Source organism: Paenibacillus sp. FSL K6-2859, from assembly GCF_038008265.1.
Taxonomy (GTDB): Bacteria; Bacillota; Bacilli; order Paenibacillales; family Paenibacillaceae; genus Paenibacillus_AQ; species Paenibacillus_AQ nitricinens.
Genome location: NZ_JBBOYU010000001.1, coordinates 2,166,117 through 2,180,467 on the forward strand (window position 1 = coordinate 2,166,117; position 14,351 = coordinate 2,180,467).

Genomic DNA, 14,351 nt, shown 5'->3' on the forward strand with positions numbered 1-14,351 from the left:
GAAGATTGAAAGAAGGTAGAAACTGAGGAGCGGAGCGTAGTGGAAGCTACGTGAGCACCGGAAGTTTCGCCTGAATTCAATCTTCGATGTCGAGTAAGCTTCTTGGGTTGCTTCGTGATCAAAAGCGGACTTTTTGAACAACTATTTATGTTTGATTTTTGTAGTAGAAAGGAAGTGGGATAATGAGCCCTTTCGTGCATTTGCATGTGCACAGCGAATACAGTTTACTGGACGGGGCGGCGCGCATTACCGATCTCGTGCGCCGGGCCGGCGAATACGGCATGAAGTCGCTGGCGCTTACGGATCATGGAGTGATGTATGGGGCGATCCCCTTTTATAAAGCGTGTAAAGAGAATGGAATCAAGCCGATTATCGGCTGTGAAGCTTATTTAACCGCGGGCTCTCGCCGTGAGCGAGGCAGTCGTAAAGATCAACCGATTTATCACCTGATTCTGCTCGTCAAGAATGAAACCGGCTACAAGAACCTGATGAAGCTGATTTCTATCGGCCATCTGGAAGGTCATCATTATAAACCGCGTATTGATATGGAGGTTCTGGCCGCTCATTCGGAGGGGATCATATGCCTCAGTGCATGTCTAGGCGGCGAAGTACCGCAGCATCTGTTGCATGGAAGAGATGACGAGGCGCGAAAGGCTGCGCTGCGATATAAGGAGATTTTTGGCGAAGACTTCTACCTGGAGCTTCAAGATCACGGAATTTCCGAGCAAAAGCGAGTAAATCCGAAGCTGATCGCACTTGCCAAGGCCTGTGAGATCCCACTTGTAGCTACGAATGACGTTCATTATTTAGCCAAGGAAGATGCTGAGGTACAGGATGTTCTGATCTGTATTGGAACAGGTAAAACGGTGGATGATGAGGAACGGCTCAAGATCGGAACAGATCAGCTGTTTCTAAAAAGTAGTGATCAAATGGCGGCATTGTTTCCGCATGTGCCTGAAGCTATCAGCAATACGCTGGTAATCGCAGAAAAATGTAATTTGGAGCTTACCTTTGGCCAGCATATTCTGCCTGCCTATTCACCTATTCCAGAAGGTAAGGACTCCGCTGCTTATTTGCGGGAGTTGTGCTTTAAAGGGCTTGAAGAACGGTATATAGACACACCGCTTTGGGCATCGCCTGAACAAAGGGAGACCGCTGAAAAGCGTCTTGCCTATGAGCTTGGCGTTATCGAGAGTATGGGTTTTAGCGATTATTTTCTAATTGTGTGGGATTTTATCGCTTATTGTCATCGCCAGGGGATTGCTACTGGGCCGGGCCGGGGTTCTTCGGCGGGGAGTCTTACCGCTTACTCCCTACGAATCACGGATGTAGATCCGCTTAAGTATAACTTGCTCTTTGAACGTTTCTTAAATCCAGAGCGGATCACGATGCCGGATATTGATATCGATTTTAGTGATGAGCGTCGTGATGAGGTTATCGCTTATGTGGTGGAGAAATACGGCAAAGAACATGTGGCGCAGATCATTACGTTCGGAACCATGGCTGCACGGGCTGCGGTTCGTGATGTGGGCAGGGTGCTGAATTTACCTTATAACGAGGTAGACAAAGCTGCGAAGCTCATCCCAGGGCAACTAGGAATCAGCCTTGCAAGAGCACTGGAGACTACTCCAGACCTTAAAGCGCTGTATGACAGTAATCCTAAGATCAAAGGCTTGCTGGATATGGCAATGAAAGTGGAAGGTATGCCTCGTCATGCTTCGACACATGCTGCCGGGGTTGTTATTTCCAAAGGACCTCTAACTGATGCTGTGCCCCTTCAAGAGGGCAATGAAAGTACAGCGTTAACTCAATACTCTATGGAGCATTTGGAGAGTGTTGGGCTGCTGAAAATGGATTTTCTGGGACTGCGCACCTTGTCTATTATTGAGCGCTGTATGAATTCGATTAAAGAAATGAGTGGCAGTGTTCCAGATTTTAAAATCATACCAGATCATGATCCGCTCACGTATGAAATGCTAGGTGCTGGTGAGACGACTGGGGTCTTTCAGTTGGAGTCGGCGGGTGTAAGACGTGTGCTTAAGGATTTGAAGCCAAATGGCTTTGAAGATATCGTATCCGTTCTAGCGCTATATCGTCCGGGTCCGATGGAGTTTATCCCGAAATTTATAGCAGGTAAGCACGGTCAAATCGAAGTAGAGTATCCGCATCCTGATTTGAAATCTATATTAGCGGATACCTATGGAATTATTGTGTATCAGGAACAGATCATGCAGATTGCTTCGCTTATGGCTGGATTCTCCCTTGGGGAAGCGGATTTGCTCCGCCGAGCAGTCTCTAAGAAGAAGCGCGAGACACTGGATAAGGAACGCAGCCATTTTGTACAGGGGAGCTTGCAGCAAGGCTATAACGAAACGGATGCCAATGCCGTCTATGATATGATCGTAAGGTTTGCCGATTACGGCTTCCCCCGAGCGCATGCGGCGGCATATGGCGTGCTGGCTTTTCAGACGGCTTATCTTAAGGCGCATTATCCGGTGCAGTTTATGGCATCTATGCTGACCGCTGTGATGGGTACTCACCGTAAGGTGGCAGAATATGTATTGGATTGCCGCCGCACGGGCATCGGCGTGTTGCCGCCGGATGTGAACGAGAGCGGCGTACTGTTTACCCCTGTTCCAGGAGAGGAAACGGGAACAGGGCATATCCGCTTTGGGCTCGCAGCGATTAAGAACGTCGGCACGCTAGCAGTGGAGAATATTATGTCGGTCCGCAAGGAGCGGCCATTCGACAGCCTGCTCGATTTCTGTCGACGTGTGGATCTGCGGGTCTGCAACAAGCGGGTAGTGGAGTCTTTGCTGCAGGCAGGAGCTTTTGACTGTCTGCCGGGTCATAGGGCCCAGCTGCTGGCTATGTTGGACGAGACCGTTGACGCTGCACTGAAATGGCGCAAAGAGCGAGATGAGCTGCAAATTCAGCTGTTCGACGATTTGGTGGAGACGCCGAACTGGGAAATTCGGTATCCGGATATCCCTAAGTTCACTGTAGGACAGCAGCTGGAGATGGAACGTGAGCTGCTGGGGCTGTATCTATCAGGTCATCCTCTCGATGATAGCGCTGAGCTGCTGGAGGAGCCGGGCATACAGCGGCTAATGGATCTTGGTGAAGCCGCAGATGAGAGTCAGACGGTTACGGCCGGCATGGTTGTTTCCGTTAAGGAAATTACGACGAAGCAAGGAAAATCGATGGCTTTCATCGAATGGGAAGATCAGATCGAGCGCTGCGAAGTCGTGCTCTTCCCCGAGGTGTGGAAGCGAAGCCGCAGCTTGATTGCCAAGGGCGCGCTGCTGGCCTTGCGCGCCAAGGTGCAGCAGGAGGACGAAGGCTTCAAGCTGCTGGCCGAGGAAGTGGCGCTGCTATCCGCGGAGACTCTCCGCGCCCTGCTGCAGCGCCGTAGTACCGCCGCATCCCGCTCGTATAGCGCGGGACGCTCGGCCTCAGCAGGAGCACCGCCACGCGGCGCAGCTCCTGCTTCGCGGGTCGGCGGGGCTGCTACTGGCCCCGCTGGCAGACCTGCAGGCGGCGCAGCTGCGCCTGCAACACCTGCACCGGCCGCTGCGCCAGCGCCGGGCTCAGGCCAGCGTGTCTTTATCAAAATCACGCCGGCCGCCGAGAATGCTGCGCAGCTGTCGCATCTGAAGGAGCTGCTGCAGAATCATCCAGGCCCAGTCGCGACGATTCTGTTCTACGAACGGGATCAGAAGCTCCTGGCCCTTAGCGATAACTATCGGATTAAGCCTTCAGAAGAGCTAATCGCAGCTATCGAGTCTATGCTCGGGGAAGGTACTGTAAGAATAAAATAAGAACAATTCCACCTTTTTCCGCATACATTAGGAAACCACAGGGCGAATCCCTGGGCGGAAAGGGGAATCACATCATGTCCTATCAAATGGCAGTTGATCTGTTGGAACGTAGAGGCGTATCACTTTCTTCCATTGCTGAAATCGTATATATTTTACAATCGGTCTATTACCCCGGTTTATCCAAGGAAGAATGCCTTTCCAGTGTGAAATCTGTATTGGGAAAAAGAGAAGTGCAGTACACGTTAATGACGGGGATCGCACTTGATGAACTGGCCGAGAAGAGACTGCTTCCGCAGCCGCTTCAGGCAGTAATGGAAGCGGATGAATCACTTTATGGAGCGGACGAGACTCTAGCCCTTGGCATCACAGGGGTATATGGGATGATCGGACTTACAGGATTTGGGTACTTGGACAAAATAAAGCTTGGAATCATTGGTGAATTGAACGATGATAAGGGGAGGATTCACGTGTTCCTGGATGACTTAGTAGCGGGTATCGCTGCAGCTGCTTCTGCTAGAATCGCTCATCGGCAGGAAGGGGCAAAAGTATATCCTCTAGTCACGGACACGGAATAAATGACCCGATTCATTTCGATTGAACGAGTTCCTCAGTCTTGCTTCCTTTGCCCTACGCCTGTTGCGGGAAAAAAGAAAACTGTGTTATCATAATTCCATTATACGGGATACGGCTGGGAATTAAGATTGGGGAGGCCTTGCAAGGCATGTGGACGGTAATATATATCGCGCCGACCGCCAAAGTGGCGGATATGATTAAGAGTAAGCTGACTGAAGAAGGTTTTTTAGTAAAATGCCGTCCAATCAATATGTCCAAGCAGCAGTTTGAGATATTGGTTCCTTCGGGTGAACTGGAGGAAGTACAGGAAGTCCTTAATCTTATTCTGCATCCCTGAATTTCTATCAAGAGAAAAGTCATGACAGCGGCAAGCTGCATAACGCAAATAAACGGCTGAAGAGGTGCGGGTGTGTTCAAAGATTTATTTCAGAAGAAACGGAAGTACGCGACTATTCCTTCAGAACGTCTGGAGCGAAGCGGCGTGCCTGCAGAAGGCGAACGCCCCAAACGGGAAATTCCAGAAGGATTAATGAGTAAATGTAATAAATGCGGAACGATCCAGTATAGCAAGGAATTGGAAAAGAATCTTAAAGTATGTCCTACTTGTGGTCATCATCTGCGCTTGAACGCCGTTGAGCGTATTGCTATGACGTTAGACCCAGAGGGCTTTATCGAGTTTGATAGTGAAATGTATTCTATAGATCCGCTGAAATTCCCGGGTTATGCCTCTAAACTGGAGCAACAGCAACTGAAATCGGGACAAACTGATGCCGTGATTACGGGGCAGGGATCTATTGGCGGACATCCAGTGATTGTAGCTGTGATGAATTTCGAATTTTTCTCCGGCAGTATGGGATCTGTAGTCGGTGAGAAGATTACCCGGGCGATTGAAGAAGCCACGGAGAAGCAGCTTCCACTCCTTATTTTCTCTACTTCTGGTGGAGCAAGAATGCAGGAGAGTATTCTAAGTCTTATGCAAATGGCGAAGACAAGTGCAGCGCTTGCTCGTTTCAACGAAGTGGGCGGCCTTTATATTTCTATAATTACGGATCCGACAACTGGCGGAGTCTCTGCGAGTTTTGCCAGTCTGGGCGATATTATTATTGCTGAGCCTGGGGCGGTATTCGGTTTCGCAGGACGTATAGTCATTGAACAGACGATTCGCCAGAAGCTTCCGGATGATTTCCAGACGGCTGAATTTAATCTGCAGCATGGCTTGATTGATATGGTTGTGCATCGTAAAGAAATGCGCGCCACACTGACCAAAATTTTGGAATTGCATGATGTGAAAGGGGGATTTTAGGTTGGCAGGAGAGTTGCCTTTTGAAATGCCTCTGGTTGAAATGCGCAAGAAAATTGCCGAGCTAAAGCAGTTCGGCGAAGAGAAGAGTATTGATTTTACGGATGAGATAGCAAGACTGGAAGAACGGTACCGTGTGCTTGAGGAGGAAGTTTATTCTAACATCTCCCCTTCCCAAAAAATGCATCTAGCCAGACATCAGGGACGTCCGACTTCTCTTGATCTTATGGGGCAGATCTTCACAGATTTTATTGAGCTTCACGGGGATCGAATGTTTGGGGATGATCTTGCTATTGTAGGCGGTATCGCCAAGCTTAACGGCGTCCCGGTTACGGTCATTGGCCAGCAGCGCGGTAAGGATACGAAAGAGAATATTTTACGCTTTTTCGGCAGTGCACACCCTGAGGGCTTCCGTAAATCACTGCGTTTGATGCAGCAAGCGGACAAGTTCAATCGTCCCATTATAACCTTCGTGGATACGAAAGGTGCATATCCAGGCAATACAGCTGAGGAAAGAGGACAATCTGAAGCAATTGCCCGTAATTTACGCGAGATGTCTCAGTTTGGTGTCCCTGTAATCTGTGTGGTTATTGGTGAAGGCGGAAGTGGTGGCGCACTAGCACTGGCAGTTGGTAATAGAGTGCTTATGCTGGAGCATGCCATTTATTCGGTGATATCCCCTAACGGTGCGGCATCGATTCTATGGAAGGATGCTTCGAAGGCTGATCAAGCTGCGGAGGCCATGAAGATAACGGCATCTGATCTGCTTGAAATGGAAGTCATTGAAGAGATTGTTCCTGAGCCAAAAGGCGGCGCTCATCGTGATTACGAAGCTACGGCAGCTGCGATTAAGGATGCGTTATGGCGTCACTTGCAGGAGCTAATTCCTCTGGATAGAGCGGAATTGAAAGAAGATCGTTATCGTAAATTCCGTAAAATAGGTGAGTTTGCTGAAGTCCAGCAGGAGCAGATTTTCCTTGAAGAAGAAGTGGAAACTGAAGTGTAAAAAGAGTGTTTCCATTTGCACTTTAAGACATATAACCATACTTAGTGGACCATATTCAATTTCGTGTAAATTATAGATTTTATTGGAATTAAAATAATCTCGACGTAATTTCGGGATTATTTTAATTTTTTTTGTGCATACAGATAATTCGAGCTCAAATTACTCTAAAAGAGCCTACAACATTGATTTTGTGTCTAAGTTGCAGTAATATTCATAAGGGCGTAGTTAAAGGCACATGTGACAAAGTTCCTATTTAATTAGTTAGCCTTGTAGTAGATTTTGTAGTTGGAAAAAGTGAGACAGAGAGAACGAAAAAACGGAGGAAAACCTAATGCGGAAAAGTAAAATTGTATGTACGATCGGACCTGCGAGTGAATCGTTGGAGAATATCAAAAAATTGATTTTGGCTGGAATGAATGTGGCCCGTTTGAATTTCTCCCACGGCGATTTTGAAGAGCATGGTGCTCGGATTAAAACGATCCGTCAAGCATCTAAGGAACTGAACAAAACTGTAGCTATCCTGCTCGATACAAAAGGACCGGAGATTCGCACAGGCAAGTTGGAAGTAGAACCGATTGAACTAGTTCAGGACGAGTACCTGACACTAACTACGGAAGAAATCCTTGGCACCCAAGAACGTATTTCCATCACGTACAGCGAGCTTCCTAATGATGTTCAAGTAGGCTCCACCATCCTTATTGATGACGGTCTGATTGGTTTGACAGTTGTCGACATTCAAGGAACTGAAATCAAGACCCGTATTGTAAACGGTGGTACGATCAAGAGCAAGAAGGGCGTTAACGTACCAGGAGTAAACATCTCCTTGCCGGGTATTACGGAAAAAGACACCAACGATATTCTTTTTGGTATCGAACAGGACATCGATTTTATCGCCGCTTCCTTCGTTCGCAAAGCTAGCGACGTTCAGGAAATTCGTGAGCTGCTTTCGAAAAACAACGCTTCTCACATTCAAATCATTTCCAAAATCGAAAACCAACAAGGTGTTGACAACCTTGATGAAATTTTAGAAGCTTCCGATGGCCTGATGGTTGCTCGTGGTGACCTTGGTGTTGAAATTCCAGCTGAAGATGTACCTTTGGCTCAAAAATTGATGATTCAAAAATGTAATGTTGCTGGCAAACCAGTAATCACAGCTACACAAATGCTGGATTCGATGCAACGTAACCCACGTCCTACTCGTGCTGAAGCAAGTGACGTAGCAAACGCTATTTTCGACGGAACAGATGCAATCATGCTTTCCGGAGAAACTGCTGCTGGTAAATATCCAGTAGAATCCGTTCTTACAATGTCCCGTATTGCTGAGAAAGCGGAGTCCGCTTTGGATCATCATGAAATTTTCTCGAAACAACAAACTGCACAAGAAACTACAGTTACAGAAGCTATTAGCCAATCCGTTGCTATTTCCGCTTTGGATTTGAACGCTAAGGCTATTCTTTCTTCGACTGTTACAGGTCATACTGCACGCGTTGTTTCCAAATACCGTCCTAAAGCACCAATCATTGCTGTTACAACACAAGAAAGAACTATGCGTCAATTGTCCCTCGTTTGGGGCGTAACGCCAGTATTCGGTAAAGTAGCTACTTCCACAGATGAATTGCTTGAAACAGCAATCCAAGGTGGTAAGGATTCCGGTCTGGTTCAAGCTGGCGACCTAGTTGTGATTACTGCAGGAATTCCACTTGGACGTTCCGGTTCCACTAACTTGGTAAAAGTAAGCACAATCGAGTAGTACTCGACAGTGCTTTGCCTGATTCATAGTTTTTACTTAGCTAAGCCAAAACGCGGTTGGCGTCCCTAAAGGACGGTAAGCGTTTATGTGAGAAATATAAGGATAATGTATAGTGTGAAACTTATATTTCTTTAAATAAAAGAGCTGTCTCAGATGTAGTGAAAATCTACAAATGAGGCAGCTCTTTTTTTGTACTTAATCCATTTATGCTGTTAGTATATACGTTTGACGCTAAAAGAGTCCCCTCGAGGGCTTGGACTGGAAGGAACCGCAACGGTGGTGTTATTCTGGACCATGATCCCTCCATTTGAAAGAGTTAACCTAGGTCGTTTTCCATTGATTCGGCAGCAGTTGAAATAGGTAGTACCAACGCGGGCCAGCTTTGCGATGGAACCATCGACCTCGGGAGCCTCCATAATCCATTCGCCGGAGGTCTGTGGACCAGTATATCGCTGAAGCGTTCGGAAGGTCCAATTTCGGCTTAAATTCCGGAGTGAGATAGACCACTTCGTATGGCTTATTTTTGTGATAGTACCTTTCATATGATCTCCAGGGTATACTGGAAAAGGGATTACGGTCTCAGCGTCAGGTAGTATTTCCCACCAGGCGTAATAACGTGCATTCCCATTTACGAATTCATGACCTGTTCCCGTCTGGATAAGGCTGCTGTTCTTGAAGCCGTCGATGCCAATCCATGCGGAGGAATAGGTAGATTTGTGGGTTGGTTTTATATATGGGACGATCCATTCACCAGAAATGCGATTGAATGCCCCTTTTCTACCAGTAACAGTGTAACCACTCCAATTCTTAGAAGACCAGCCAAAGGCAGAGCTTTGTTTATTGCTCGCATTAGATTTGTCTGTTAGACAAGGATGATTTACCATGAGAGAATTATATTTTGTGCTCAACTTGTCCACCGCCTTTTATAGTACTGCTATATTAAATGCGATGATTACATATGAAGTACGGGTGTTCTGTTAAAATATAAAAATATAAAGCTGGAGGACTCATAGTACAAATGGAAAAATTATCGAAGCTGCGCGGCTTTTATCTGTTTTTAGGATTGGCCGGCGGTTCATTTGGCTCTTATCTTTCGCTGCTGCTGGTCCATAATGGACTTAATAGTGGACAGATAGGTATACTAATGGCAACAGGCACACTAGTTGCAATCACCATTCAGCCGATGTGGGGGATTATCTCTGATCGGTATAATCAGACGCGTTTAGTACTAATCCTAAGTGTGGCGGTTCCAGCTTTATTAGCTGTCTTTTACCGTTCCGAATATTTTATAGTGCTGCTAATGGTCTATACCGCTTCAACGATCTTCTCCTCTACACAGGCTCCTATAGCTGATTCTTACGCGATCTCGGCGGCGAATAGAGCTGGAGCCACTTACGGTAGCATCCGGCTTATGATGAGCATTGGAGCGGCTCTGGGAGCTTATGCAGGAGGGGTATACGTTTCTACCTTCTCTGTATCCACGATATGGCTGCCTTTTCTCTTTTTTAATCTGATTGCAGTCCTTATTGCGTTTACATTGCCGAAGCAGGCGGAAGAGAATCATATGATGAGGCAATCGTTTACTCAGGGGGTAAGACAACTGCTGGGGAATCGGGTTTTCCTTGCGTTTTTGGGTGGGAGCTTTCTTGTGAACCAGACGATGGCTGCTTTTGGTACATACTTTGTAATCGCTTTTCAATCGGTTGGTGGGTCTACGCGTTATGCAGGGATTGCGCTCTTTCTCGCATCGGTGACGAATGTGCCTTCCATGCTGTTTGCTTCTAAAGTGATTAAGAGGTTGGGTCGGGAGCGGACCTTGCTCCTTGGGGCTCTTATTTATGTTTTGCGGTGGGGTATTCAGGTTGCTTTTCCTTATCCATCGGTAATGATCGGAGTGCAAGTGCTGCATGGTCTTTCATTTGGGTTCTTTTATATTGCTGCAGTCGAATATGTATCTCAGATCACGTCTAACGAGATGCAGGCCACTGGCCAAAGTGTATTTAATATGGTGTTTGCAGGTTTTTCTGGCATTGTCGGTAATTTACTGAATGGATTCTTGCTCAATCAAGGCGGTGTAGAAGTAATGAATCTGTCTTGTATGTTGAGCTCTATCGCAGGAGCAATGCTGCTGTTCTATGTTGCCAGAAGCTCTCGGCGCAAATTATCGACGACGCTATCTTCAGGCGGGGTCCAGGCTTAAACGCTCCCCTGCTGCTATGCTGAAAGGAGTATTAATAGATGGAATTAGAAAGAGCTGGATTGCCCAGCCGATGGTATAAGTCAACCTTGCGTGTTCGCTATCAGGAAAGTGATCAGATGGGTGTCGTATATCATGCGAATTATTTGAACTGGTTTGAGTCTGGTCGTACGGAGATGTTTCGTCAGGTTGGTTTTACTTATCGCGAACTTGAGAAACAAGGCGTCTTACTTCCTGTCACCTCAGCAGATTTGCAATTTAAAAGTCCGGCACGATATGATGATCTTATCTCCGTGTATGCGCGAATGACTGCCTTCTCAGCGTTGCGAGTCGTATTTGAGTATCAAGTGCGGAGGCTCTCGGAAGAAGAAGGTAGAAATTCAGAAGGTTTATTGGCTACTCTAGGGGAGTTGCGGTCGATGGATCCACCTGGGGAACTGCTGGTTACCGGCACGACAAGTCATGTTTGGGTGAACCAGGAATGGAGGCCTGCTAGGCTGGATAGAGCCCTTCCAGAGCTCTTTCACGCAATAAAAGAGGCGCTGCGGGAAGAAGGGGGTTCAGTATGATTAGAAGCAAATGGTTATGGGCTGGACTATTTATTATTCCTGCTGTGGAATTATTCGGTTTTATCTACGTAGCAGATCAACTTGGAGCATTTAAAACGTTGCTGCTTATGCTGACCACTTCAGTAATCGGTCTACTAATGATGCGATTTGAAGGTAAAAAAGTGCTGCAGGACAGCAGAACACATATGCAGGAGGGCCGCGTTCCTGGACGGACGATGCTGGATGGTTTATGTATTTTTTTCGGAGGATTACTACTGATATTGCCAGGTTTCGTAACCGATATTGTCGGTTTTACGCTAGTATTTCCATTGACCCGGCCTTTGTACCGTATATTTTTGCTGAAGTGGATTGAGAAGAAGATGAAGAATGGCACCTTCACCTTTTACCGTCGTTAGTAATCTTTTTTACAACAATAAACAGAGCGGACCCCTGTCATTGCTGAAGGGCCCGCTCTGTTTGCTATTTTACGAATCGATGCTTTTCGGTTCCTATCTTAATCTGCCGCTAACAATGTAGCTGTGTAAAGCTCGGAATACGCCAGCTCGGTTAAAGGCAACAAGGACTACAAGGATAACGGGTCCGATGATCAGCCCTAGCATACCGAACAACTGCAGACCGGCGAACATGCCAATCAACATGGCAAGGGGATCAAGTCCAATGCTGCTAGCGAGCACTTTCGGCTCAAGTACCTGCCGGGTAATAAGAATAACAGCGTAGAGTATGGATATTCCTATCCCTAGCGCTAGATTGTCCGTCATATAAGAATATAGCGCCCAAGGCAGCATCACAATTCCCACACCGAGATAAGGCAGTAGATCCACAAAGCCAATCATTAAGCCGATAGCGAATGCAGACTTCACACCCAGCAGCAGCAGCCCGATGACTACAATGATCGCTGTGATGGAGATCAGGATTACCTGGGCGCGAAGATAACCAAAGAGCGCTCTGCGTAAATCTTTCCAGATACCTGACACAGGCTTTAGGAATGCTGTCGGCAGCCAGCCTGTAAGTTTATCATTATGACGCTCCCAACTCGTACTAATGAAAAAGGCAGCGAGGACAACCACAATAAGAATCGTACCCATACTAGGAAGTGCGGAGATCAGTTTCAATATTATATTAAAGAATCCCGTGACCACTTGCGTGACTGCGTAACCTACAGTTTCCGTTGTTCTGCTGATATTGCTGTCAATCGTAGCATGATAGTCAGGATTGTCTTGGTAAAATTGATTAATCTGGTTGATGATATTCTGAATGCTTGCATTCTGGCTTAAGGACATCAGAAGATCCTTCCATTGGTCGGTGTGGAGATTAAAGGTTTGCAGCAAGACGATTAATTCTTTTACGAGTCTTGTAATCATTGCGGTTAAGACTAGTGTGATTCCGCCTATGTAAAATAGGAGCGCGAGTGATACCGCAAGCCAGCTTGGTAATTTAAAGCCTTTAAGAATAAGCACTAATGGATGCATGATATATGCGAGCAGCCAAGCAAGCAACAAGGGGTATAACAGCGGAAGTAATAAATAGATTGCGAGCAGGAGGATGGAAGTTGCCAGAACGACCCACAGGCCGCGCAGCAGTCTTTTTAATACCAAACGATCCATACCGAGACCACACCTTCTTCATTCCTGCATAGACAGGGGAATAAGAGCTCGTCTTCATATATATTCATAGGATCGATTTAAAGACTAGAATGCGGGATAAATATTAGAATGGGCCGGCAACTATAAACTGAAATGGAATCATTGAATCAGGGGGTTAGAAGTTTTTTTCTATCTCTCTGATAAAATCATTTGATGCGCTGCAAAGCTTCCACATTGTTCACATAACCGACAAAATCCAGTATGATAAATAAAGATAAAAAGTAAGTTGGTCATACAGCATTCCTGACGGAGATGTTCTTACACGCACTTATTAGATTTTTTAATGCTTTTAATTGGAAATGTTTTCATGGAACTAAGATTGTTTTTATACCTTGTTGGCAAAGGAGAGATATGCTATGACAGCTACCAAAGGCTTGGAAGGTATCGTTGCAACAACTTCATCCATTAGCTCCATTGTGGATGGTGTACTCACTTACCGCGGTTATGATATTGATGAACTTGCAGAACATGCTACCTTCGAAGAAACAGCTTATTTGTTATGGTTCGGCAGTCTGCCGACGGTGCCAGAGCTGGAAGCGCTCAAGCGGGATCTTAGTGCCTTCGCACAGATTCCTGAACAGGTAATCGAGCAAATGAAGCTCTATCCAAAAGACGCCAACACCATGGCAGCATTGCGGTCGGCTGTATCAAGCCTTGCTCTCTATGATGAAGCGGCGGACGATATGAGCAGAGAAGCGAACGAGATTAAGGCGGTAAAACTGCAGGCACAACTCCCGACAATTGTGGCGGCACTGTCGCGTATTCGCAAAGGGCTCGAACCAGTGGCTCCGAAAGAAGGCGTTTCTATTGCTGAGAACTTCCTGTATATGCTGTGGGGAAAAGATCCGGACAGCGTATCTGTCAAAGCACTTGATACCGCACTTGTTCTTCATGCGGACCATGAGCTGAATGCTTCAACTTTTGCTGGCCGGGTTACAGTTGCGACATTATCCGATATTTATTCTGGGGTTACCTCCGCTATTGGTGCGCTCAAAGGCCCGCTTCACGGTGGGGCAAATGAAGCTGTTATGAAGATGCTAGAAGAGATCGGAAGTTTGGAAGCGGTTGAACCGTTTATCCGTAAGAAACTGGATAACCGTGAGAAGATCATGGGCTTCGGTCATCGTGTGTATAAGAATGGTGATCCACGTGCAAAGCATTTGATGAAAATGTCGCTGGAGCTTGGCACGATGAAAAATGACACCACCCTGTACGACATGTCCGTAAATATTGAACAATTGATTACCGGGCAAAAGGGATTAAGACCTAATGTTGATTTCTATTCGGCTTCTGTCTATACACAGCTTGGCATAGATCGTGAACTGTTCACTCCTATTTTTGCAATTAGCCGGACTTCAGGTTGGACTGCACATATTCTGGAGCAATATACTGATAACCGCATTATTCGTCCACGTGCAGAATACACGGGTATGGTCGAACAGAAATACGTTCCAGTAGATGAAAGATAGGAGAGCAGCCTTGCAGGCTGCTC

12 protein-coding genes are annotated in these 14,351 nt (G+C 46.6%); 10 read left to right on the forward strand and 2 right to left on the reverse strand.

The window, feature by feature from the left end; all coding sequences use genetic code 11:
- Positions 1-182 precede the first annotated feature (182 nt).
- The 6 genes from MHB64_RS09325 (at position 183) to pyk (ending at position 8,450) form a co-directional block, all read left to right on the forward strand.
- Positions 183-3,821 carry a DNA polymerase III subunit alpha gene (locus MHB64_RS09325; protein ID WP_341134218.1) on the forward strand — a complete coding sequence of 1,213 codons (3,639 nt, stop codon included), beginning with the start codon at positions 183-185 and terminating at the stop codon, positions 3,819-3,821.
- A gap of 74 nt (positions 3,822-3,895) precedes the next feature.
- Entirely contained in the window at positions 3,896-4,396 is a 501-nt protein-coding gene (locus tag MHB64_RS09330; RefSeq protein WP_042186505.1) for a phosphatidylglycerophosphatase A family protein, read from the forward strand.
- A gap of 146 nt (positions 4,397-4,542) precedes the next feature.
- Complete coding sequence (locus MHB64_RS09335) at positions 4,543-4,731, forward strand: hypothetical protein (RefSeq protein ID WP_042125966.1); 189 nt, start codon at positions 4,543-4,545, stop codon at positions 4,729-4,731.
- Between the two features lie 72 nt (positions 4,732-4,803).
- Complete coding sequence (gene accD / locus MHB64_RS09340) at positions 4,804-5,697, forward strand: acetyl-CoA carboxylase, carboxyltransferase subunit beta (protein WP_042186509.1); 894 nt, start codon at positions 4,804-4,806, stop codon at positions 5,695-5,697.
- A 1-nt stretch (position 5,698) separates the two neighbouring features.
- Entirely contained in the window at positions 5,699-6,700 is a 1,002-nt protein-coding gene (locus MHB64_RS09345; RefSeq protein ID WP_341134219.1) for an acetyl-CoA carboxylase carboxyltransferase subunit alpha, read from the forward strand.
- Positions 6,701-7,031: 331 nt separating this feature from the next.
- A complete protein-coding gene (gene pyk, locus MHB64_RS09350; RefSeq protein ID WP_094874013.1) occupies positions 7,032-8,450 on the forward strand; it encodes a pyruvate kinase in 1,419 nt (472 codons plus the stop codon).
- A 212-nt stretch (positions 8,451-8,662) separates the two neighbouring features.
- Here pyk and MHB64_RS09355 read toward each other — a convergent pair whose 3' ends face one another.
- Positions 8,663-9,334 carry a G1 family glutamic endopeptidase gene (locus MHB64_RS09355; RefSeq protein WP_094874030.1) on the reverse strand — a complete coding sequence of 224 codons (672 nt, stop codon included), beginning with the start codon at positions 9,332-9,334 and terminating at the stop codon, positions 8,663-8,665.
- Between the two features lie 134 nt (positions 9,335-9,468).
- On the opposite strand from MHB64_RS09355, the gene MHB64_RS09360 reads away from it, so the two are divergent.
- The 3 genes from MHB64_RS09360 to MHB64_RS09370 are packed head-to-tail and all read left to right on the forward strand — an operon-like array spanning position 9,469 to position 11,611.
- A complete protein-coding gene (locus MHB64_RS09360; protein WP_094878345.1) occupies positions 9,469-10,650 on the forward strand; it encodes an MFS transporter in 1,182 nt (393 codons plus the stop codon).
- Positions 10,651-10,688: 38 nt separating this feature from the next.
- Positions 10,689-11,216, forward strand: a complete 528-nt coding sequence (locus tag MHB64_RS09365) for an acyl-CoA thioesterase (RefSeq protein ID WP_341134220.1) — start codon at positions 10,689-10,691, stop codon at positions 11,214-11,216.
- On the forward strand, positions 11,213-11,611 hold the full coding sequence (locus tag MHB64_RS09370; RefSeq protein WP_042186523.1) for an FxsA family protein: 399 nt from the start codon (positions 11,213-11,215) through the stop codon (positions 11,609-11,611). Before MHB64_RS09365 ends, MHB64_RS09370 begins: the two co-directional genes overlap by 4 nt.
- A gap of 93 nt (positions 11,612-11,704) precedes the next feature.
- On the opposite strand, the gene ytvI is transcribed toward MHB64_RS09370, so the two are convergent.
- Complete coding sequence (gene ytvI, locus MHB64_RS09375; protein ID WP_341134221.1) at positions 11,705-12,820, reverse strand: sporulation integral membrane protein YtvI; 1,116 nt, start codon at positions 12,818-12,820, stop codon at positions 11,705-11,707.
- 395 nt (positions 12,821-13,215) lie between these two features.
- On the opposite strand from ytvI, the gene MHB64_RS09380 reads away from it, so the two are divergent.
- Positions 13,216-14,328 (forward strand): citrate/2-methylcitrate synthase, encoded by a 1,113-nt coding sequence (locus tag MHB64_RS09380; RefSeq protein ID WP_094878343.1) that lies wholly within the window; start codon positions 13,216-13,218, stop codon positions 14,326-14,328.
- Positions 14,329-14,351: the final 23 nt, after the last annotated feature.